We start from the raw sequence: 20,405 nt of genomic DNA on the forward strand, positions 1-20,405 counted from the left end.
TAGGGAGCGGGCATGGCGGGCCTCCCGGCGCGGGGCGGCCACTGCCAATGGGACGGAGTCCTGCCCCTGCGAACAGTGCTGGTGGAACGGCCGGCCGATGAGACTTCACCGACCGGCTACTGCTGCGGTGCTGGACCGGCACATGCACCACCTGCGGTCGACCCCTCACCAGCAGAGCCAGAACCCAACGAAGCACTACTAGCCTCGACCTGCCGTGCGCCCAGCAGACCCGGAGCTCCCACAAATCCTCAAGGGGGCCGTGTATGGCCGGGCTTCGCTCGAACACTCCGCTTCCGTCTCTCCTCCCTAAGCCCCTGAGCTTCGGCCGCGCCCTGCAATGAGGGGTGGTGAGAGCACCAGGCTGCTGGTACGTGCTGCCAGGTCGAACCGCATAGGCTCGATGCAGAGTTGACGACAGCCGGTGAAGAACGGGAGACCCATGTCCACGCGGAGCGCCGCCCCTGCGATCGCCGAACGCTTCCTGGCTGCGTTCCAGGCCCGGGACTGGGAGAGGTTGCGGGACTTGCTGGCGGACGACATCACCTGGACCATGCCGGGGACCGGCACCATCTCGGGCACCATCACAGGCGCGGACGCGGTCGTGAACCGAGCCCGGCACATCGCGGGCCAAGGCCTGCGCACCGAGTTGCTGCACATGCTCGTCGGCGCGCACGGCGCCGCACTCTCGCTCCGCAACACCGCGACCGCCCCTGATGGACGCAAGCTCGACGAATATCTCGCGACGGTACTGACCACGCGCCACGGACGCATCACCGCCATCGACAGCTATCTGTCGGACGTCGATGGCATGAGCGCCTTCTTCACCGCGACGTGAGTTCGCCGACGGTCGGCAGACCCTGCCGGGAAACCGGAAGGGCAGGCGGGATTCACCCTGCCCAGCGATCACCATGACGGCCACCCGTACATGGACGGTCGCCACGGTCGTCGCGGCAGTTGGAGCCCGCTTCGGAGGCTGCGGTTCGGACGGCGGTTCGCCCCGGATCGAGGGGCGAACGGTCCAGGGTGAGACATGGTGGCAGGTCAGGCCGGGCGGTGTACTGGAGCCGTCGGAGACGGTCCGTGGGCCAGTCGCTCCGTTCGGCCGAGGTTGAGCAGCACGACCTTCGAGCGTCGAGCGGGGGCCCATTCACCCGAGCGGCGGGCCGCCCATTCCCCGGAACTGGCGCCTTGCCTTAATTGTCCGGCTTCCCCCCGTAGGCACCGTGGTCATAACACCAGGGCGGCCTCGAACGGACACTGACGGATGTCTGTACGGCGACCGGAAACCGACGGTACCCGGCACCCGGCGTTGGACGTCAACTCCCGTGTCTACCGGGTAGTTTGGCGGTCACACACGCTGATTCTCAGGCGAGCTTCGCCGCCCAGTACGGGAAGGGCCCGAGCTTCGGAGGGGAGCCCGACCTCGCCGATGTAGTGATCGCCCGCGCGCTGGAAAGTCACCGGCTCCCGTTGCCCGGCGGGCAGGCCCTCGGTGATGGGGTCGAAGCTGTCGTAGGAACCGCCCACCATGGAATTCCAGGCCGCCCAGGCCTGCAAGCCGCCCCCGTCCGCGCCGGGTCCCAAGTCGACGATGAGCCAGTCCTGCCAGTCGGGAACCTGCTCGAGGTGGTCGGAAAAGGCAAAGCCACCGTGGCGCTCGTTGAGCTTGAACACCCGCAGGGTCAGCGTGTAGCGCATCCGCCTGTCATGGGCGGACATGTTCCCCGGTGGCGGGAGCGGCTGTCCGGGCGCGGCGCGGTGTGGTTCGAGAAGGAACGTTCCGACGAGTGTGACCGCACGACCGGTCGTGTCCCGCCCGCGACGGATCTCCTCGTTGAGCTGGATGGGGCACCAGTGGGCGGCCATCTGCTCACTCATGACGATGGACAGCCCCCGGATCGACAGGCGCATGTCGGCCTGCCACACGGGCTCATCCTCAGCGTCCGGGAGGCCCACCAGGTCGACCCGTACCTGCCACCGGCCGAACAGGAACCGCCGCAGATTCTGGTAACCCTCCTCGGAGTTGACCTCACCGTAGCGCCCGGAGTGCGACTTGTAGACGTACGCCCGATGCGCGCGCCGGACATATGCGTTCTCGACGCGCACCAGCCCGTCGCTCTTGGGGCCGACCGCCATCCGTGGAAGCCCGTAGTCCTTCGGGTCGGTGCCGATCAGGCAGAAGATGTCGTCGGCGGCGAAGACCTCCTCCGGGACAGCCTGCGGGTCCCATGTGACGGAGCGCGGGGGCAAGGCGCCGAATTCCACTCCAGGGGTGAGGTAGCCGTACATCTTCTCGGGGGCGAAGATGCTCGACCCGGCAGGCCCGAACACCTGCTAGCCCCAGTCGAGCGCGTCCGACCGGAACGCGATCCCGCCGTGCGGTGTGCCGTAGGTGAAGAACCTTGCCACCAGGTCTTTCGCCGACAGGCGTTTGCTGCCCGGTTGGCGACAGATCTTCTGCATCATGCAGCGCGCGACAAGACCGCCCATGGAGTGAGCCACCAGATGGACCTTCGACGCACCGGTCTTCTCTCGGATGAGCATGATCAGCGCGTACAGGTCCTCCGCCGCGGACTCGATGTCGAAGCCCTCGGCCGTGACCTGCTGATGCATCTTCCTGAAGACACGGCGTACGACATTCTCGTGCGGCGGTGGCAGGAAGGTCGTGGCTGCCTGGTCGTAGAACCGATGGACCCACAGCGACGCCATGGGCACGTCCATGGCGTCGTGGAGGTACTGGCGTTGGTCGCCCTGCACGAGAAGCTGGTAACCCTCATCGGTCATCAGGCGCAGCAACGGCCCCTCGAACTGATAGAAGAGCGGGTCGCCGTCTCCCCCGACCCGCACATGGGTGGCGCCTCGGTTGAACCCGTAGAAGGGATCGTCGACCGCGCTGTCGATGCCGGCTGTCGGCCCGGCGTATCCCCGCACGTACACGATCGGCAACTTGTCCATCCGCGACCTCCGGCTGCATTCGGCACGGTCCCCGGAGGGATACCCAGGACTGGCGGAGGTTTGATCAGCGCTGTGCGGCCGTCACCCGTCTGACGGAAGTGCTCTGGGCAAGCCGCTCCACCTCAACGCAATGACCACCTCCCACTCCACCTTCGCCAGGCCCGGCTGCAGGACCGGCGACGTCTCCTATGCCTCCGCCGTCGGACAGGGGTCGGTCGTCGCCGAGTCCGCCGACCGCCGGGGCCGACCGTGTGACCTGGCCAGGGCCTCGGCAGCCGGAGAACCGTCCAGGCGGCGCCTGGCGGTGATGGCCACGTCTGCCGCGGTCAGGCAAGCCAGTTGCCGGTGACGCCCAAGACTGCGGAGCCGTCCAGGTCGGCGAGCTTGGTGCCGGTGAAGGTGCGGGCCCAGTCCGAGGTCTGGAGCCGGAAGGCGGGACGGTCCGCGGTCAGGGCCTCGATGACGGTTTCGGCGACTTCGGCCGGGGTCTGGGCTCCGGTGCCGAACTGGGCGACGGTCCGGTCGATGTACGACTTCATCACCGGGGCGTACGGTCCGGCTGCGATGAGCTCAGCCTCGACATCGATCCCGATGTTGTCGACGAACTCCGTGGCCACGGCGCCCGGTTCGATGACGCACACAGTCATTCCGAGGACGGACGCCACGGGGGCCAGGCTCTCCATATGGCCCTCGACGGCGAACTTGGCCGCGCAGTACGCCTCGTTGAAGGGCTGCCCAACGACACCGCCGACGCTGGTGACCGTGATCAGGCGACCGCCGGACGCGCGCAGATGAGGGAGGGCCGCCTTGGAGACGTTGAGGACTCCGAAGAAGTTGACCTCCATGACCGCGCGCACGTCGGCGATGGTCTCGTTCTCCAGGGTGCCGACGTGCCCGGCGCCCGCGTTGTTGACAACGGCGTCCAGCCGTCCGTGGTCGGCGAGGACGCCCTCGACGGCGGCGGCGACGGACGTCTCGTCGGTGACGTCCAGCTGGCGGACGTCGAGGTCGACCCCGGCGTCCGCCGCAGCCCGGTGCAGGGCGTCGGCGCGCCGGGGGTCGCGCAGGGTGGCGACCGTTCGCCAGCCGGCGCGGGCTGCCGCGACGGCGGAGGCGAGACCGATACCGGAGGAGGTGCCGGTGATGAGGACGACCTTGGAAGACGACATGGCGGACCTTTCGCTGAATTTCAGAGACATAAGTGTGTGTGCACACATTAAAATTGTGTGCGCACACACGCAAAAGCTAGGCTGGGGGCGTGGCGAAGAGAAAGCTCAATCAAGTGCAGATGCCAGACGCGGACTACGCGTTCTACGGGCTGGTGTGGGCCGGGACCACGCTCGCCCGGCTCGTGGACCGCGATCTCGGCAAGGCTCACGACCTTCCCGTCTCGTGGTTCGAGGTCATGCTGTGGCTCGCATCGAGTCCGGACCCTGTTCCGGCCTCCGTCCTCGGTAACACCACCATGCTCAGCCGCAGCCAGGTTTCCCGCGTCGTCGACGCCCTCCACGAGCGCGGACTGGTCACCCGCACCCCCTCGGCGCGTGACGGGCGGTCCGTCGAGATCGCCCTCACCCCGGAGGGCCGCCGCCTCTTCGAGGAGGCCGACGCCACCCGGCGCGCGACCCTGGCGCCCGTGTTCACCGACATTCTGGAGCCGGAGGAGCTGCGCACCCTCGCCGAGGTGTGGCGCAAGCTCAAGGTGCACAAGGAACAGCCGTCACCCAAGGATTCCTGAGCACGGACGGGGCTACGAGAACCCCCGCCCTGCGACGGCAGCCGACGATGCCATCGATCCCGTACGCCGGGCGTTCGCCCGCCGGTGCCGGTCGCTGTGCACACACGTGCGTACGCGGGTCGGAGCAGCCCGGTGGGACCTGCCCTGAAGCCGCCGGGCGTGTGAGGTGCTCCACCGCGTCGGTTGCGACCGGGCGGACGCGCACCAGGACCGGTCACAGCGGTCGCCGCCTGCGGACACGTTCGGGCGTTGTCGGGCCACTATGCGACATGCCGCCGCACAGCTGTCCGGGCTGCGCTGGGATGGCCCACTCATCGTGAGCCTGGGGGGCGGGGATGAAAACGCGCGACTTGGCCGAAGCGGTACCACCTGGCCCCGCCGACGTGGCGGGGCAGGGGACGTGCCGGTGTGGTGCCCGGAACCGATCGAGCGGTCCGGGAGCCGCGGAGGAGAGGTTCCGGGGGCTGCTGGAGGCGGCGCCGGACGCGATGGTCATCGTGGACGACACCGGGACGATCAGACTCGTCAACGCCCAGACCGAAGCGCTCTTCGGCTACCGGCGCGAAGAACTCCTCGGCCACCCCGTCGAAATCCTCGTCCCCGGCCGCTTCCGCGGCCACCACACCGAACACCGCAACGGCTACGCCCACAACCAGCAGGTCCGCCCCATGGGCGCCGGGCTCGACCTCTACGGACTACGCAAGAACGGCACCGAGTTCCCCGTCGAAATCAGCCTCAGCCCCCTCGAAACCTCCGACGGCCTCCTGGTCTCCGCCGCCGTACGCGACGTCAGCGAACGCAAAGCCGCAGAGGAGCGCATCAACGAGCTCGCCGCGATCGTAGAGTCGTCGCAGGACGCCATCCTCGCCAAGACCTTGGACGGCCGCATCACGTACTGGAACGCAGCGGCCCAGCGGCTCTACGGGTTCACGGCGGCCGATATCCTCGGGCGGCACGTGTCCCTGCTGGCTCCGCAGGACCGGGAGCACGAGGTCACCGCGCTCCTCGAGCGGCTGCGTCAGGGCGAGAAGGTCGAGCACTTCGAGACGCTGCGCGTCACCCGCTCCGGTGAACTGCTGGACGTCGACGTCACGTTGTGGCCGACCCGTGCCCGCAACGGTGCGGTCATCGGGGCGTGCGCCATCGTCCGGGACATCAGCGACCGCAAACGCGCCGAGGCGGAGCTGACGGAGCTGTACGAGCAGCAGCGGCACATCGCCCTGACGCTGCAGCGCAGTCTCATGGGGACGCCGCCCGCCATCCCCGGCCTCGCCACCGCGAGCCGATACCGTCCGGCGACCCAGGGCGCCGGCGTCGGCGGCGACTGGTTCGACCTGATTCCACTGGGCGCCGGACGGGTCGGGGTGCTGATCGGCGATGTGATGGGCCGTGGCCTGGAGGCCGCGGCCGTCATGGGCCAACTCCGCTCCGCCTCGCACGCCTTGGCGAAGACGGGGCTGCAGCCCCGTCAGCTGATGCAGGCGCTGGACACCGTGGTCGCCGACCTCGACGTGCCCGATCAGCTGGTCACCTGCTGTTATCTGGTCATCGCAGCCGACGCGGGCGAATTGACCCTGTGCTCCGCCGGACACCTTCCGGTTCTCGTCGCCGTCCCCGGTGAGGGCGTGCGGGCTCTCCCTGCGCCGGTGAACGCACCTCTCGGTGTCGGCGGAGTGATCTACGAGCACTGCAGCACCATGATCCCCCCGGGCGCCACTCTCGTGCTCTACACGGACGGTCTGATCGAGACCCCGGGTACCGACATCGAGGATCAACTCACCCAGCTGGTCACCGCGCTGGACCAGGTGGTGACCAAGGCGCCCGACCTCGAGGCGGCGGCGGACCAGGTCCTGTCGACCCTGCTGCCCGACGACGACGGCCACGACGACGTCACGCTCCTGCTGACCCAGTTGCCCGAGGCCCCGCTGGCCACGGCGGCGACGGACCTGCCCGCCATGCCGGACTCGGTGCGGAGGGGCCGCGAGTTCCTCGACAAGACGCTCGGTACGTGGGACTGCGCGGACTCGATTGACGACGCACGTCTCCTGCTCTCCGAGGTCCTCACCAACGCCGTGCAGCACGCACAGGGTCCCGTCGGGGTGCATGTGTGCCGCACGGACACCGACCTCACCGTCGAGGTCAGCGACCGCAGTCCCCATCTGCCCCAGCCGCGTCTGGCGGCCGAGGACGAGGAGTCCGGCCGCGGCCTGTTGCTCGTCCGTGCCCTCGCCGACGACTGGGGCGTGCGGCCCACGGACTACGGAAAGACGACGTGGTTCAGCCTTAAGCTCTGAGGACGCACCCGGACGCCGGGGCGTCGGCGGGGGCCAGGGGCCGGGGCCGACTGTGGCGGTCGGCTTCCGCTGCGTCGGTCACGGTGTTGGACGGTGAGGGGAGCGTTGGTGCAGATCGGGGAGAAGCCGTTCCTGATGGTCGTCGAGGATGTCTTCTGCCTGCACCAGGGCAGGGTGGTCATGGCGACCGGCCGGATCGGGCGCGGGCGGGTCCGCATGGGCGATGAGGTGGAGATGGTCGGCTCCCGCGGCGGCGCGATTGCCGGGGTCACCGGCATCGAGGCGCGCGGCCTGCGCGTCGATGAGGCGAGTGCGGGAATGAACGTGGGACTGCTGATGCCGGGTGCGGCGGGGGAAGCGGTGGAGCGGGGGCAGGTGGTCGCGGCGCCGGGATCCATCGGCGCACACATCGCCTTCGCTGCAGACATCGCACTGCTGTCGAAGGAAGACGGTGGGGCGGAGGTGCGCAACGGTGAAGGACTTGACTTCTGCATACACGCCGGGCGAGTCAGGGGCATCGTAACGCTGCCCTCTGAGACCGACGCGCTGCAGCCGCTTCACATGGCCGCGGTGAGGGTAACGCTCGAACGCACCGTCGCTCTTGAGGTAGGCCTGTCTTTCGCCTTCCGTCACCACGGTCGCGCTGCCGGATCAGGGACCGTGACCCAACTCCTGCGCTGATTCCGACCGGCAACGGATCCGGCAGCCGTCAGCCGTGCCGGGAGCCGGGACCCCGGTGGGGCCGTGGGTCGGCGGGTCCGCCAAGTCGGCGCGTATCCATGGCGCGGCATGGTCGGCATAAGGTCTACGTCATGCACGCTGACGATAGTCCGTCTTCCATGTCACGCCGTGTGCTGCTCGGCACCGCTCTGGCCTCGGTCGCCCAACTCGCCGTCGGGTGCGGGGACTCGCACCGCAAGGCCAAGGCCGTCGGCTCGAGCTCGCCGACGGTGAGCGCTGTGGACGGGACCGTGGTGATGGTGATCCGGCACGGCGAGAAGCCCACCTCCGGACGGACCGGGATCGACGACTCGGGGAGGCCGGACCGCAAGTCGTTGACCGCCCGCGGCTGGGAGCGGGCCCGAGCGCTGCCGGGGCTGTTCACGGCGCCCAGGGCGGGACTGGCCAGACCCGCGACGGTCTTCGCCGCCGCCGACCATGGCCCGCATGCGGGCGCCCACCGGATGCGCCAGACCGTGACCCCGCTGGCCCGACACCTCCGGCTGACCGTCGACACCGATTTCGCCGAGGGGTCCGAGCAACAGCTCGCGCAGGCCGCGCTGACCGCGCCGAGGCCGGTGCTGATCTGCTGGGAGCACACCCGCATCCCAGCGATCGTGGCCGGTCTCGGTGCGGTGGACGCCCCCGGGGTGCCGAGCGTCTGGCCGGACCGCTTCGACCTGGTGTGGGTGTTCCGCCACCGGGCCGGAACCTGGTCGTTCACCCAGGTCGAGCAGCACCTGCTGCCCGGCGATCAGTGACCGACGTTCAGTGACCGACAGACAACCACCGACAGTCAATGGCCCACAGTCAATGGCCGACAGACAACGACCGGCAGTCAACGACCGGCAGTCAATGACCGGCAGTCAATGACCGGCAGACACGCCGGATGCCCGCGATCGATCCCGATGCAGATCGCTGCTGGGAGCGGCCGACCGCCCCCGTGGACGTCTCTCGCTGCGGATGCGGGCGCGTTCCGTGCGTTCGCCCGACCGACCTGTCCCCCACACCCCATCACACTGTTGGGCACCCGCTCGAGGCCTTGCTGTGGGTACGGACGGCGCCGGGAGTCAGCTCAAGGCGGAGGACGAGGCCGTCTTCCGTGGCCTGTGCGCCGGTGGCTCGGACACCGGAGGGGAGGGCGCTGAGGGGAATGGTGCGTGGCTTCAGACCCTCGGCCAGTGAGGTGTCCCCTGTGCTGCTGAGGAGGGTGCTGACGGGGAGGGTGCGGCCGAGGACGGTGAGTTCGGCGGGGGTGACGACGAGGGTGTTTGCGCGCAGCGCGATGTGGGTGTGGACGGTGACTGGCAAGCCCAGGGTTCCGGCCGTGCCGGTGAGGGTCAGGCCGGTGCCGTCGGTGCCGGGCGTCCACGCGGTACCACTGCTGGGGCTGGGGATGCGTTTGGCGAGTTGGGCGTAGGGGATGGTCACGGTGGCGTTTCCGCCGTGGATGGCGCCGCTGGTCGTGACCTGGCGCAGGTGGGCGTCGAGGTCCATGGACGTGCCCTGACGCTCTAGTTCGCTGGCGTGGAGTTCGACGTCACCGACGCTGCCGCGGAGCATGGTCACTGACGCGAGCGGGCTGTCGAGGGTGGCGCTGACCTGGCCTACGGGGGCGAGGCGGCATGCGGCGGCGTGGCTGATGCGCTGTTCGGCCCGATGCGTGACCACGACACTGCCGGCCAGCGGCGCCATGACCATGACGGCCGCTGTGGCGGCGAGCAGGATACGTCGGCGGTTCATGGAGCGGCGTGTCCGATCTGTCGCAGGATCTCGAAGGCCCGAGGAAGCATGACGGTCGGTCTGTGGGTTCCGGCGGCCCGGCGGCTGCGCTGCGTGCGCAAGATGGCGCGGACGGTTCCCAGTGCGGCTCCGGCGACCACCGCGGCGTACAGGTCGGCGTCCGGAGTGTTCGCGGGCAGCCGTTCCAGAACCAGGCGGGTGAGACGTTCTTCGAACTCGGCGAAGGCCTGGATCAACCGCGCCGCGATCAACTGCTCGGTTCCGTCCAGGGGGTGGGTGAGGGCCGCCAGGCTGGTGCTCTGGAAAGGGGCGGCCGCGGCCAGGAGGGCGTTGTAGACGGCATCGAGGGGCGGCTCGTTCAAGGGGCGCCGTGCGAGGGCGTGTTCGACTGCGGCGAAGAGTTCGACACCGTCGGGCAGAAGCAGATCCTCCTTGCTGTCGAAGTAGCGGAAGAAGGTGCGGGTGGACACGTTCGCGCAGGCGGCGATGTCGGCGACGGTGGTGTCGGCGAAGCCCTGTTCGGCGAAGAGCTGGGCGGCGCAGGCACGCAGTTGCCGTCGTGTCTGGTCCTTCTTGCGTTCCCGCAGCCCTGGAGTGGGCGATGGGTCGTGAGTGGGCATGGCCCCAAGCATAACTTGTCACTAATGACAAATGGCACTCGTGACACTTTTGGTTTACTGTCGGCCTCCGCAGCCCCTCCCACCTCTGCTGGAGCCTCCTGTGCTTGCACCGTCCGACGTTGAGACGCCGACATCGCCCGCCCCCGCCCCACCCGCCGGCGTGCTCGCCCGGCTCGGCCTGTGGTGTGCCCGCCACCCCGTGGTGGTGATCGCGTTCTGGCTGCTGGCCCTGGCGGCAGCGCTGGCCGGCCGGAACGCCGTGGCACCCGTCTTCAGCGACCAGCTGAGCCTGTCGGGCACGCAGTCCAACACCGGCGCAGACCTGCTCACCGCCCACTCCCCCGGCACCGGCACATCGAGCGGCCGCGTCGTCTTCCACATCGACAGCGGCACTGTGACGGCCGACACTTCAGTGAACCGTTCGGTGACCAACCTCACGCATCTCCCGCACGTCGCGTCCGCCTCAAGCCCGGTGGTCAGCGAGGACGGACACACCGCCTACACCACCGTGCGGTTCGACGTGCAGGCCAAGACGCTCGGCCACGACTACACCCGGAAGCTGGACCAGGCGACACAGCCGGCCCGCGGCGCGCACCTGCGGGTCGCCTACGGCGGTGACCTCGACCAAGTCACCCGGCAGCCCGCCGACGACCGCGCCAGCGAACTGGTCGGCATCGCAACCGCCCTGCTGGTGCTGCTCCTTGCCTTCGGCAGCATCCTCGCCGCGCTGCTGCCCCTCGTCTCCGCCCTGATCGCGGTGGGCACCGGCATCGGTGTCGTCGGCATCGTCGCGGGCACCGTGTCCTTCGCCACCGCCGCCCCGACACTGGCCACCATGATCGGTCTCGGCGTGGGCGTCGACTACGCCCTCTTCCTGACCACCCGGTTCCGGCAGGACCTGATCGAGGGCCACGACCCGGTCACCGCTGCCGCCCGCACCACCGCGACGAGCGGCCGGGCCGCTCTGGTCGCCGGCGTCACCGTGGTCGTGGCCATGCTCAGCCTGTACGCCTGCGGTCTGTCCTTCATCGGCAAACTCGGCTTCGCCGCCTCCCTTTCCGTCGCCATCACCGCGACCGCCGCCGTCACTCTCGTCCCCGCCGCTCTCAGTCTCACCGGCCGCCGTATAGACCGGCTTGCCCTGCGCCGGCCGATCGCCGAGACCGCCGGCGACCGAGACGGCTGGCACCGCTACGCGGCCCGCGTCGCCCGGCGCCCCTGGCGTTACCTCGCCATCGGCACCGCGGTCCTGGGCCTGCTCGCCGTACCCGCCCTGTCCATGCGTCTGGGCCACGTCGACGCGAGCGCCGACCCTGCCGGCACCACCAGCCGCACCGCCTACGACCTCACCGCGAACGCGAGCGGTCCGGGTTTCGGTCCCGGCGCCAATGCCCCCCTGACCGTCGTCATCGATCTCGGCGGCGAGCGCGCCCAGGCGTCCGACCTGGCCCTGACCGTGCAGCACGCCCTGCAGAACACGCCGGACGTCGCCAACGTCACCACGCCCCGGCCCAGCCCGGACGGCAAGCTCCTGACAGCCACCGTCACCCCTGCCCACAGCCCCCAGGACGAGACCACCAGCAATCTGGTGACCGCCCTGGTCGACCACACGCTCCCCGAGACACTGCACGGCACGACCGCCCACGGCTATGTCACCGGTACCACCGCCGCCCAGGTCGACTTCCGCGACACCGTGCAGGAGCGCCTGCCCGCGATCATCGCCACCGTTCTCGCGGCGGCCTTCCTGCTGCTGATGACCGTCTTCCGCAGCGTGGTCATTCCGCTCAAGGCAGTCCTGCTCAACCTGGCCACCACCGCCGCCTCCTACGGCGTACTGACCGCCGTCTTCCAATGGGGCTGGGGCGGCAGTCTGCTCGGCCTGCACGAGCCGGTGCCCATCGAGTCCTACGTCCCGATGATGATGTTCGCCATCGTCTTCGGGCTCTCCATGGACTACGAGATCTTCCTGCTCTCCCGCATCGCCGACGTCTGGCACGCCGGCGCCGACAACACACGCTCCGTCGGCACGGGACTGGCCACCACCGGCCGCGTCATCTCCAGCGCCGCCCTCATCATGACCGCTGTTTTCCTGTCCTTCACGGCCTCACCCACCGTCGTCGTCAAGATGCTCGCCCTCGGCCTCGCCGTCAGTGTCATCCTCGACGCCACCCTGGTGCGCCTCGTCCTCGTACCCTCCACCATGTTCCTCCTCGGCCGCGCCAACTGGTGGCTTCCGGAATGGCTCAACCGCCGCCTGCCTCACCTGCACGCCTGATCCCGTACGGAAAAGCCCCCATGAACACACCCAACCGCCCACCGTCGCCTTCCCGATGCCCCCCGTCACCTGATACACCGGCCGTGATGGTCATGAATCTGTCACATGCATAACCACTGGAGGGTGCGCCAATGACCGCCGCAGACCGCTTCCGCGCCGCCGTCGACAACCGCGACCTTGCGGCCCTGGACGACTTGTTCACCGAGGACGTCCGCTTCTACAGCCCGGTGAAGTTCACTCCGTTCGAGGGCAAGCCGATGGTGCTGGGGCTCTTCGGAGTCCTCCTGCGCACGTTCAAGGACTTCCGCTATGTCGGCCACTACACCGGCACCGCACAGACCGGCAGCGACGGCATACCCGCTCCATCGGCAGTCCTGCTCTTCCGGGCAACGGCCGGCGGCAAGGAGATTCACGGCATCGATCTGCTGCACTTCGCCGACGACGGGCGGATCAAGGAGTTCACGGTCATGGTCCGGCCCCAGTCCGCGGTGCATGCGCTCGGCGAAGCCGTACTCGCCGGGCTGGTCGCAGACGGGCTCGTACCGACACCAACCGAACGGTAGGCAGGGGCTCCGGCCGCCGGCGCAGATTGCGGCGGCCCAGCGCTTTGATCCCCCAGCACACTGTTGCAGCGTGCCGGACCAGACCGGTCAGTGACCGCCGCACCTGCACAACGGCGAGACGCCCCACGGGCACCGACGATTCCTCCTGCCCAGGTCGAGCAGCGCCTATGGTCCGGTGCGCAAGTCGGCGGAGGGAGTGAGCGTGATGCTGGTGAAGGCGTCGAGGACACCGACCCTCGCGCCGTGAGAGTGGCGCCGCACGCGCTCGAAGGAGAGCGGGGTGTCGTCGATGAACTTGCGGTGGAACGGCAGGGGCGCGGCCACAGGGGCGAACAGGTCGTTCCAGTGCGTCAGCACGGCGAGCTCGGGACGCAACGTGCCAAGGGTCGCGTCCAGGTAGTCCCGCGCGAAGGTCTTGTCCACTCGCCCCAAAGTGCCGACGCTCAGGAAAAGCGTGTCTGCGACAACGTCGTCGAAAGCCCCGGGCACCCAGTTGACGGAGCCCTTGAAGAGCATGCGCTGCGCCCGTGCGGACACGAGGAAGTCGTAGGTACCGCCCTCCTTGTATGCCGTGATCGGTGCGGGCTGTGGAAGGGGCCGGTCGATCGTCGCCCCTTCGCCTCCCAGAGGGTGGGGGGAGTGCCGGGAGGCGAACGTGCGAACCGTGAACCCGCCCACAGTGACGGGACGCGTCGGGTCGAGCCCGGAGAGCTGGTCCTCAGGGACCGCGCCACCACGAGCAAGGTTGAGGGTGGACGCCGAGCCGTAGACGGTCGCGCCCGTGCGATGCGCGAGGTGGGCGACGTCGAGCGCGTGGTCGTGGTGCGCGTGCGAGACGAAGATCGCACGCACCCGATCCGCGCCCACCTGATCGAGGGCGTCATCGACGACGCGGGGGTCCGTGGCCACGGGTGTGCGCAGCGCGGCCGCGAGGAGGGGAACAGGGGTGAGGAAGGGGTCGATGACGATCTGGGTCACGCCGTCGTCGATGAGCATCATCGTGGTGCCCAACGACGTCACCCTCACGCCGCCGGGTGGGACGGTCCCGGTCTCCCTGCCGCCCATGAGCAAGTGCGGGAAGTCGGCGAGCGTGCCCGAGCGTCGCAGCCGGCGCTGCCACACAAGCGCGGCACCGGCGGCCCCGGCCACGGCGGCGAACCCGGCGAGGCGGGTGCCGAGTCGGTGTCCGGGCATCGGGACTTCCTCCGTGGGACCTGGTTCGACTGGTGCCCGGGGCGGGTGGGCGAGAGCTCGTTGACAAGGTCAGGGTATCGGCGGCTGACGTCGCGGGGGCGGCCTGCACGCGCCATCAGATCCCGTCGAGAACTGTTGCCGGTTCCGCCGTTCGCGCCCATCCTCGCTGAGGGGTTGACGGTGCCCTTCGCTCTGTGGCCGTAACCGCCGTCGGGCCGGCCGCAGTGGTGGTCATTGCTTGTCGGCGGCGGGGGCGGGCGTGGCGCCCGTCTTGATACCGGAGAACAGCCAGACCAGGGCCTGGGCGACGAGTTCCTCCGGGACGCCGGCGGGGGCGATGCGCCGCTGGAGTACGAGCCCTTGCAGCAGTGCCGTCACGACCGTGGCCACTGCGTCGGCGCGGACCTCGGCCGGTGCGTCAAGATCGGCGAGCCAGGTGGCGATCAGGCTCTCCAGCGCCTGGCGTGGCTCACGCATCGAGGCGGCCATGGTGTCCAGGACGTGCGGGTTGCGGACCGCGTAGAGCCAGAACTCGGCCTGGAGCGGGGCGAAGTCCATGTCCTTGTCGGCGGCGTCCACCAGCAGATGTCCGAGTTCGGCCGCGGCATGCCCGGTTCCGGCCTCGTGGCGGCCCAGAGTGCGGGCGGCCTCGGCGATGCGGTCGCGGCGGCGTTCGGCCATCAGCTCCAGGAAGAGGGCTTCCTTGCTGCTGAAGTTCGAGTACAGCGCGCCGATGGAGAAGCCCGCGGTCTCGGCGATCTCCTCCACCGAGGCCCCGGCGAAGCCTTTGCGGGCGAAGACCTGGGCTGCGGCGTCCAGGAGCAGCTGCCGGGTGCGGGCCTTGGCCTCCGCCCGGGTGAGTCGCCGTCGCACCGGTTCGTCACGCTCAGTATCCATATTGAGGAGGCTATTGAGATGGCGAAGACTATGTCAATCCGCGGATAGTGGGTACAGTTTGAGTAGTGGTTGCTATCTGAATGGTGGGTGCGATCGGGACATGGGAGAGTCAATCGGGACATGGGAGTGTCACCTGCGTCTGCCGATGACCTCCCGGAGGCCGACGGACCCGCCGCACCTGGCAGGAGAGCGAAGAGATGACCACCGATTCCCCTCCGACCGAGCTGCGGCTCGTGGTGGACCTGAACCGTTGCCAGAGCTACGGGCAGTGCGTCTATGCCGCACCGGCCGTCTTCCGATTCCACGGGGAGGAGGCACTGGAGTACGACTACGCGCCGGACCCCGGCAGGCGCCGTGAGGTCGAACGGGCCGCGGCGGCGTGCCCGGTGCAGGCGATCGGTCTGGGCAGGGCCACCGAGCCCGCGCCCTCGGCCGGGGAAGGTGCCCGATGACTTCCCCCGAGCGGATCGTGGTGGTCGGCGCCTCCCTGGCGGGCCTGCGGGCCGCCGAAGCCCTGCGGGACGAGGGGTTCGCCGGGGAGCTCACGCTCATCGGTGACGAGCTGTATGCGCCCTACGACCGGCCGCCACTGTCCAAGGCGGTGCTGTCCGGCCGGCTGACCACCGAGCACACCGTGCTGCCCCGTCTGCGCAACATCGACGCCCGATGGCTGCTCGGGACCGCCGCAGCCGGCCTTGACCTGGGCGAACGCCGGGTCCTGCTGGACGGTGGGCGGCAGGTGCCCTTCGACCGGCTGCTGGTCGCCACCGGCACCCGCGCCCGCTCCTGGCCTGCCGAGGCGGGTGGCGCCCTGCACGGGGTCCACACGCTGCGCACCCGGGACGACGCCGACCGCCTGCGCGGGGAGCTGGCAGCGGGCCCGCGCCGGGTACTGGTCATCGGCGCCGGTTTCACCGGAGGCGAGGTCGCCTCGGTCTGCCGCGACCTGGGACTGGCGGTGACCGTGACCCAGCGCAGTGGTGCGCCCTTGGGGAGCGCGCTGGGCGGTGTCATCGGCCGGGCCGCCCTCCGCTGGTATCACGATGCAGAGGTGGATCTGCGGCTGAACACCACGGTCCGTGCCCTGGAGGGCGACGGTCACGGTCGGCTGCGGCGGGCGGTGCTGTCCGACGGAACCGTGCTGGAGGCCGAGGTGGCCGTGGTCGCGGCCGGGGCCCTGGCCAACACCGAGTGGCTGACCGGCTCCGGGCTGGCCGCCGACCCGCGCGGGCTGGTGTGCGACGGCGTCTGCCGGGCACTGGCCGTCGACGGGACTCCGGTGGCGGACGTCTTCGCCGCCGGTGACGTCGCCCGCTGGCCGCACCCGCTCTACCCCGGGCAGCTGCTGCGGCTGGATCACTGGGACAACGCCGTCGCCCAAGCTCGTACCGCGGCCCACAACATGGTCCAGGCGCCAAGCGACCACCGTACCCACCGACCGCTTCCGGCGTTCTGGTCCAACCAGTTCGGGATCAACCTCAAGTGTGTGGGGCTGCCCGCGCTCGCCGACCAGGTCGTCGTCACCCAGGGCTCACCCGAGGGGCGGTGCTTTGTGGCCGCCTACGGCCGGCAGGGCCGCCTGATCGCCGCGGTCGCGGTGGACTCCCCCCGCGTGCTGGACGGATACGCCGCCCTCATCGAGGCCGGAGCGCCGTTCCCACCGGTGCTCAACGCCACTGACGGACCCGAGGACCTCAACCCGCTCGACGCCACCGACGAACCCGGCGGCCGGCCCACAACGCCTGTACCGGCCGGACGCCGGTGAGGGAGACCGGAATGACCACGACGACCCCGCACGCGGCCGGTGAACTGTTCGCCCAGGCCCTCCGGTACGACAACCGCCCCGACCCCTACCCCTACTACGCACAACTGCGCAGCGAGCCGGTGGTGTGCGCCCAGGACGGGACGTGGCTGGTCAGCGGCCACCGCGAGATCAGCCTGTTGCTGCGTGACCCGCGCCTGAGTGCCGACCGGCTCAACCCGCTGCAGCAACCTGTGCGCAAGAGCCTGCTGATGGAGGACCCGCCTCGCCATGACCAACTGCGCCACCTGGTCGTTCAGCACTTCGTCCCGCGCATCATGGGCATGCGCGAGCACATCGACGAACTCGTCACCGGTCTGCTCGACGCCCACACGAGTGAACGGCCGGGGCAGCTGGACGTCGTCGCCGACCTGGCGTATCCCCTGCCCGTCACGGTCATCTGCGAGCTGCTCGGCGTGCCGCGCGAGGACGAGTCCGTCTTCGGCGGCCTGGCCCGTCGCCTGACCCGGGGCCTGGATCCCGTCAACACCCAGACCGAGGACGAGCTGCGCGAACTGCAGCAGGCCCGGGCCGAGTTGGTGGACTACCTGGAAGGGCTCATCGCCCGCCACGGCGCCACCCCCACGGACGACCTGCTTTCCGCTCTCATGCGCGACCAGGGCCCCGAAGGCTCCATGGATCCGGTGGACCTGCGCGTCACTCTCGGCCTGCTCATGATCGCCGGGCACGAGACCACCGTCAACCTCATCGCCAACGGAACCCTCACCCTTCTGCGCCACCCCGACGCCCTCACCCGGCTGCGCACCGACCCCGATCTGGCAACCCCGATGGTGGAGGAAGTGCTGCGCTACGACCCACCCGTGCAGATGTCCGGACGCAGCACCGTGGCCGACATCGACATCGCCGGGGTCACCATCCCCAAGGGCGCGCGTGTCCGTCTGCTGCTGGCCGCCGGCAACCGCGACCCCCACCGCTTTTCCGAGCCGGACCGGTTCGTCCCCGACCGCCGGGACAACGCGCATCTCGGCTTCGGCGGGGGCATCCACTACTGCATCGGCGCCGGCCTCGCCCGCGCCGAAGCACAGATCGCCCTGACCGCCCTCGCCTGCCGGCTCCGGTCCCCCCGCCTGGTCGCCGACCCCCCGCCCTACCGGGAGAACGCCGTCCTGCGAGGTCCGGAACACCTCCTGATCACCTTCGACCGCCTCTCCCCCGCCCCGGTCCCCACCCCCGTACCAACCGGGTCGACGGCCACTTTCGGCACTTCCGGGTGACACAGCACAAGCCCCACGGCCACGTCACCTGCCCGCGCCCGGTCCGATGGATCACGACTTCGGATCGTGCCGGGAGGGCTTCGTCATAGCGGGCCGGGCGAATAGGGACATCAGCCTCCCCGGCGACCGTTCGACCGCCCGCTCGGGCGGCGGGTGAACCTCCGCCGCGCGGGCGGGCGTTGGGCGGCTCGTGCACAGGCGGTCGGCCAACTGCGAGGCCGCGACCGCCGCGTTCCCATCGACAGACGCTCGGCGTCGGCTCGAGCAACTCTCTTCATCCTGGTGCGGACGGGCCTACGCGCCCGGCCACTGGCGCCCCGCCGAGGCCGTGCGCCGCGGGGCGGCGACCTCGAGCCGGGGGCGGAGCGCGCAGACCCGTTACCCCTACCGGCGAATCAGCCGACGGACAGCGAGAAGGGCCCTGCCAGCGTGGAGTAGCCGTCGTCGGCCAGGTAGTACACGTCGTACGTGCCCGCGCCGTTGAGCTTGCTGGTGGAGAAGGTCAGCGCGCCGCTGGCGTTGGGGGCGTAGGACCAGGTCAGCGCGGACTGCTGGCCGGGGGTGACGCCCGCCGGGTAAATGCCGATCCAGTTCTTCGCGCTCACCTGGGCGGCGGACGGCACCGAGTACCGGAAGGTGACGTTGCCGCCGTTCGCGACTGCGTTCAGGTCGCCGGTGAGCGTCGGCGTCCTTGCGGTGGACGGCGCGAAGGCGGCGTTCAACGGCGTCGCATAGGTGTCGTTGGCGGTCAGACCGGGCAGGCCGAGGGCCGCCTCGATGGTGCGGGCGATGCCGTAGTGGTCGTAGTGGCTCGGGCTGCTGGTCCCGGCCGGCACGGTGCCCTGCGAGCCGACGGCCACGGTGGCCAGGTGGTTGTACGCCTCGTTCTCGCTCTCGTCCCAGGTCAGGAGGAGCAGCGAGCGCTGCTGCGTCCAGGCCGGGGAGGCCAGCACCGGGGCGAGGGTCTGCTTCAGCCAGCCGTCCTGCGTCTTCAGGCTGGTGGAGTTGCCGTTGCCGGAGCCCTCACCGTCGTAGTAGTCGTCGGCGGCGAGCCAGGAGAAGTTCGGTGTGGTCGCTGCCGAATGGAGGTCGGTGGTCAGCTGCGAGGTGTCGAACAGGTGCGCTGCGCAGCGGGACGCGTTGCCGCTGATATCGGTGTAATTGATGAACGGCGCGTCGTCGGGCATGTATTCGCTGTCGTAGTTCTTGTTGGTGTTGCAGGGCGTGCCCATGCCCTGCTCGTAGGCCTTCCAGCTCTTGCCGGCCTCCTCCAGCGTGTCGCCCAGGTTGCGCTCGGGGGAATTGATGTTGGGCCAGTAGGTGGCGCCCTTGGTGTAGGTGTCGCCGCCGGCGACGGCGAGGTAGTTCTCGTCGCTCGGGTGGTACACGCCGTGCGCGTCGGTCAGCGTCGCGCCCTGGGTCATCAGGCTGTGGATGTAGGGCGTGTCCGCCGGATCGTTCATGATCTCGGAGTAGTCGGTGTTCTCCATCATGACCATGAACACGTGGTCGTAGCCGGGCACCTTCGACGCGGGCGGGGCGACCGGGTTCGGCGCGCTGACCGGGGTGTTCAGGGTGAGGGAGAGGTTGTCCAGGTAGCCGGTCTCGTTGGACGTCGACAGGAACTGAACCTCGGTCTGGATGGACCGGGTTCCGGCGGGAACCGGGCCGGTGGCGCTGCGGGAGAGGAACTTGGTGGTCAGGCCCCGGTCGGTCGCGGAGACGGTCGGCAGCTTGGCCGGCGCGCCGATCGGGCGGCCGTTCGCGTCGTCGAAGTGCAGGCTGACCGCGACGTAGCCGCTGTAGACGGTCCAACCGCCGAGCCAGCCGGAGAGGTTGTAGCTCACCCCACCGCCGTCGATGGCCGAGGCCGCCGAGGAGACGTCCACGGTCTGCGTCATCGCGCCGTCGCCGAAGTTGCCGGGCCCGAAGAAGGCCTTGCCGGGTGCCCTGCCGTCGCTGGGCAGTCCGAAGGACCCGGCGGTGTAGCACATGACGTCGGGGCCGCCGGCCTCGGTGGTCCAGCCGGGTACGGTGGTGGCCGCGCCCCAGTCGTTGGTGCAGTAGCCGCCGGTCTCCGCGTCGCCGTTGATGATCAGGTTGCCGCTGCTCCCCGCCGCCTGTGCGGGGGCGGGAGCGGAGACGATCAGTGCGCCCAGGAGGGTGAGTAGCCCGCCGAGAGATCTCCACCGCAGTCGCATTCGTGTACCTCGTCCCGTTGGTGAGGGTGCCGTGAGGAGTGATGGTGTTACGGCCTGGCTGTGCGCCATGAACGGGACATAGGTACCGGTCTCCGCTGTCCAGCGGAAGAACCGCGGTCAAACCTGACTAGACAAGTTTGCGCCAGATGCAGGCGCAGGAGGCGGGCAC

The 20,405-nt window shown here is 69.6% G+C and carries 18 protein-coding genes; 10 read left to right on the forward strand and 8 right to left on the reverse strand.

The genetic code is table 11. The features are described from left to right. Positions 1 to 439 precede the first annotated feature (439 nt). Entirely contained in the window at positions 440 to 835 is a 396-nt protein-coding gene (locus AAW14_RS01150) for a nuclear transport factor 2 family protein (RefSeq protein WP_265558820.1), read from the forward strand. 494 nt (positions 836 to 1,329) lie between these two features. On the opposite strand, the gene AAW14_RS39390 is transcribed toward AAW14_RS01150, so the two are convergent. The 3 genes from AAW14_RS39390 to AAW14_RS01160 form a co-directional block, all read right to left on the reverse strand. Continuing rightward, positions 1,330 to 2,331, reverse strand: coding sequence for a hypothetical protein (locus AAW14_RS39390; protein WP_322740995.1), 1,002 nt, complete (start codon positions 2,329 to 2,331; stop codon positions 1,330 to 1,332). A gap of 3 nt (positions 2,332 to 2,334) precedes the next feature. Further along, entirely contained in the window at positions 2,335 to 2,955 is a 621-nt protein-coding gene (locus tag AAW14_RS39395) for an esterase/lipase family protein (RefSeq protein ID WP_322740996.1), read from the reverse strand. 326 nt (positions 2,956 to 3,281) lie between these two features. Continuing rightward, positions 3,282 to 4,124 (reverse strand): SDR family oxidoreductase, encoded by an 843-nt coding sequence (locus tag AAW14_RS01160; protein WP_265558822.1) that lies wholly within the window; start codon positions 4,122 to 4,124, stop codon positions 3,282 to 3,284. Between the two features lie 89 nt (positions 4,125 to 4,213). Here AAW14_RS01160 and AAW14_RS01165 point away from each other — a divergent pair, with 89 nt between their 5' ends. From AAW14_RS01165 to AAW14_RS01180, 4 genes are all read left to right on the forward strand, one after another. Beyond that, on the forward strand, positions 4,214 to 4,693 hold the full coding sequence (locus tag AAW14_RS01165; RefSeq protein ID WP_265558824.1) for a MarR family winged helix-turn-helix transcriptional regulator: 480 nt from the start codon (positions 4,214 to 4,216) through the stop codon (positions 4,691 to 4,693). Positions 4,694 to 5,028: 335 nt separating this feature from the next. Further along, entirely contained in the window at positions 5,029 to 6,987 is a 1,959-nt protein-coding gene (locus AAW14_RS01170; protein WP_416223228.1) for a PAS domain S-box protein, read from the forward strand. A 108-nt stretch (positions 6,988 to 7,095) separates the two neighbouring features. Then, complete coding sequence (locus AAW14_RS01175) at positions 7,096 to 7,668, forward strand: EF-Tu/IF-2/RF-3 family GTPase (protein WP_265558829.1); 573 nt, start codon at positions 7,096 to 7,098, stop codon at positions 7,666 to 7,668. Positions 7,669 to 7,826: 158 nt separating this feature from the next. Then, the gene (locus tag AAW14_RS01180; protein WP_265558830.1) at positions 7,827 to 8,468 is read left to right on the forward strand and encodes a hypothetical protein; all 642 of its coding nucleotides are present in this window, start codon (positions 7,827 to 7,829) and stop codon (positions 8,466 to 8,468) included. A gap of 253 nt (positions 8,469 to 8,721) precedes the next feature. On the opposite strand, the gene AAW14_RS01185 is transcribed toward AAW14_RS01180, so the two are convergent. Both AAW14_RS01185 and AAW14_RS01190 read right to left on the reverse strand, forming a co-directional pair. Next, the gene (locus AAW14_RS01185) at positions 8,722 to 9,450 is read right to left on the reverse strand and encodes a DUF2993 domain-containing protein (protein ID WP_265558832.1); all 729 of its coding nucleotides are present in this window, start codon (positions 9,448 to 9,450) and stop codon (positions 8,722 to 8,724) included. Further along, entirely contained in the window at positions 9,447 to 10,070 is a 624-nt protein-coding gene (locus AAW14_RS01190) for a TetR family transcriptional regulator (protein WP_265558834.1), read from the reverse strand. Before AAW14_RS01190 ends, AAW14_RS01185 begins: the two co-directional genes overlap by 4 nt. 100 nt (positions 10,071 to 10,170) lie before the next feature. On the opposite strand from AAW14_RS01190, the gene AAW14_RS01195 reads away from it, so the two are divergent. Next, positions 10,171 to 12,345 (forward strand): MMPL family transporter, encoded by a 2,175-nt coding sequence (locus AAW14_RS01195; RefSeq protein ID WP_265558835.1) that lies wholly within the window; start codon positions 10,171 to 10,173, stop codon positions 12,343 to 12,345. Between the two features lie 131 nt (positions 12,346 to 12,476). After that, complete coding sequence (locus tag AAW14_RS01200; RefSeq protein WP_265558836.1) at positions 12,477 to 12,908, forward strand: nuclear transport factor 2 family protein; 432 nt, start codon at positions 12,477 to 12,479, stop codon at positions 12,906 to 12,908. Between the two features lie 165 nt (positions 12,909 to 13,073). On the opposite strand, the gene AAW14_RS01205 is transcribed toward AAW14_RS01200, so the two are convergent. Both AAW14_RS01205 and AAW14_RS01210 read right to left on the reverse strand, forming a co-directional pair. After that, positions 13,074 to 14,102 (reverse strand): MBL fold metallo-hydrolase, encoded by a 1,029-nt coding sequence (locus AAW14_RS01205; RefSeq protein WP_265558839.1) that lies wholly within the window; start codon positions 14,100 to 14,102, stop codon positions 13,074 to 13,076. Between the two features lie 231 nt (positions 14,103 to 14,333). Beyond that, on the reverse strand, positions 14,334 to 14,999 hold the full coding sequence (locus AAW14_RS01210) for a TetR/AcrR family transcriptional regulator (protein WP_265558841.1): 666 nt from the start codon (positions 14,997 to 14,999) through the stop codon (positions 14,334 to 14,336). Between the two features lie 224 nt (positions 15,000 to 15,223). On the opposite strand from AAW14_RS01210, the gene AAW14_RS01215 reads away from it, so the two are divergent. Genes AAW14_RS01215 through AAW14_RS01225 form a run of 3 tightly spaced genes read left to right on the forward strand, consistent with a single transcriptional unit; the run spans position 15,224 to position 18,035 of the window. Then, positions 15,224 to 15,451 carry a ferredoxin gene (locus AAW14_RS01215; RefSeq protein ID WP_265559259.1) on the forward strand — a complete coding sequence of 76 codons (228 nt, stop codon included), beginning with the start codon at positions 15,224 to 15,226 and terminating at the stop codon, positions 15,449 to 15,451. Next, the gene (locus AAW14_RS01220) at positions 15,448 to 16,764 is read left to right on the forward strand and encodes an NAD(P)/FAD-dependent oxidoreductase (RefSeq protein WP_265558842.1); all 1,317 of its coding nucleotides are present in this window, start codon (positions 15,448 to 15,450) and stop codon (positions 16,762 to 16,764) included. Before AAW14_RS01215 ends, AAW14_RS01220 begins: the two co-directional genes overlap by 4 nt. Positions 16,765 to 16,775: 11 nt before the next feature. Next, positions 16,776 to 18,035: a cytochrome P450 gene (locus AAW14_RS01225; protein ID WP_265558844.1), complete on the forward strand. Its 1,260-nt coding sequence runs from the start codon at positions 16,776 to 16,778 to the stop codon at positions 18,033 to 18,035. 395 nt (positions 18,036 to 18,430) lie between these two features. Here AAW14_RS01225 and AAW14_RS01230 read toward each other — a convergent pair whose 3' ends face one another. After that, on the reverse strand, positions 18,431 to 20,236 hold the full coding sequence (locus AAW14_RS01230; RefSeq protein ID WP_265558846.1) for an alkaline phosphatase family protein: 1,806 nt from the start codon (positions 20,234 to 20,236) through the stop codon (positions 18,431 to 18,433). Positions 20,237 to 20,405: the final 169 nt, after the last annotated feature.

Source organism: Streptomyces hygroscopicus (genome assembly GCF_026168105.1).
Taxonomy (GTDB): domain Bacteria; phylum Actinomycetota; class Actinomycetes; order Streptomycetales; family Streptomycetaceae; genus Streptomyces; species Streptomyces hygroscopicus_D.

What these genes read in the sequence shown, in the direction of transcription:
- AAW14_RS01150 (WP_265558820.1), top strand. Translation starts at nt 440, where the DNA reads ATGTCCACGCGGAGCGCCGCCCCTGCGATCGCCGAACGCTTCCTGGCT.
- AAW14_RS01200 (WP_265558836.1), top strand. Translation starts at nt 12,477, where the DNA reads ATGACCGCCGCAGACCGCTTCCGCGCCGCCGTCGACAACCGCGACCTT.
- AAW14_RS39395 (WP_322740996.1), bottom strand. Translation starts at nt 2,955, where the DNA reads ATGGACAAGTTGCCGATCGTGTACGTGCGGGGATACGCCGGGCCGACA.
- AAW14_RS01225 (WP_265558844.1), top strand. Translation starts at nt 16,776, where the DNA reads ATGACCACGACGACCCCGCACGCGGCCGGTGAACTGTTCGCCCAGGCC.
- AAW14_RS01190 (WP_265558834.1), bottom strand. Translation starts at nt 10,070, where the DNA reads ATGCCCACTCACGACCCATCGCCCACTCCAGGGCTGCGGGAACGCAAG.
- AAW14_RS01185 (WP_265558832.1), bottom strand. Translation starts at nt 9,450, where the DNA reads ATGAACCGCCGACGTATCCTGCTCGCCGCCACAGCGGCCGTCATGGTC.
- AAW14_RS01230 (WP_265558846.1), bottom strand. Translation starts at nt 20,236, where the DNA reads ATGCGACTGCGGTGGAGATCTCTCGGCGGGCTACTCACCCTCCTGGGC.
- AAW14_RS01210 (WP_265558841.1), bottom strand. Translation starts at nt 14,999, where the DNA reads ATGGATACTGAGCGTGACGAACCGGTGCGACGGCGACTCACCCGGGCG.
- AAW14_RS01220 (WP_265558842.1), top strand. Translation starts at nt 15,448, where the DNA reads ATGACTTCCCCCGAGCGGATCGTGGTGGTCGGCGCCTCCCTGGCGGGC.
- AAW14_RS01170 (WP_416223228.1), top strand. Translation starts at nt 5,029, where the DNA reads ATGAAAACGCGCGACTTGGCCGAAGCGGTACCACCTGGCCCCGCCGAC.
- AAW14_RS01160 (WP_265558822.1), bottom strand. Translation starts at nt 4,124, where the DNA reads ATGTCGTCTTCCAAGGTCGTCCTCATCACCGGCACCTCCTCCGGTATC.
- AAW14_RS01180 (WP_265558830.1), top strand. Translation starts at nt 7,827, where the DNA reads ATGTCACGCCGTGTGCTGCTCGGCACCGCTCTGGCCTCGGTCGCCCAA.
- AAW14_RS01205 (WP_265558839.1), bottom strand. Translation starts at nt 14,102, where the DNA reads ATGCCCGGACACCGACTCGGCACCCGCCTCGCCGGGTTCGCCGCCGTG.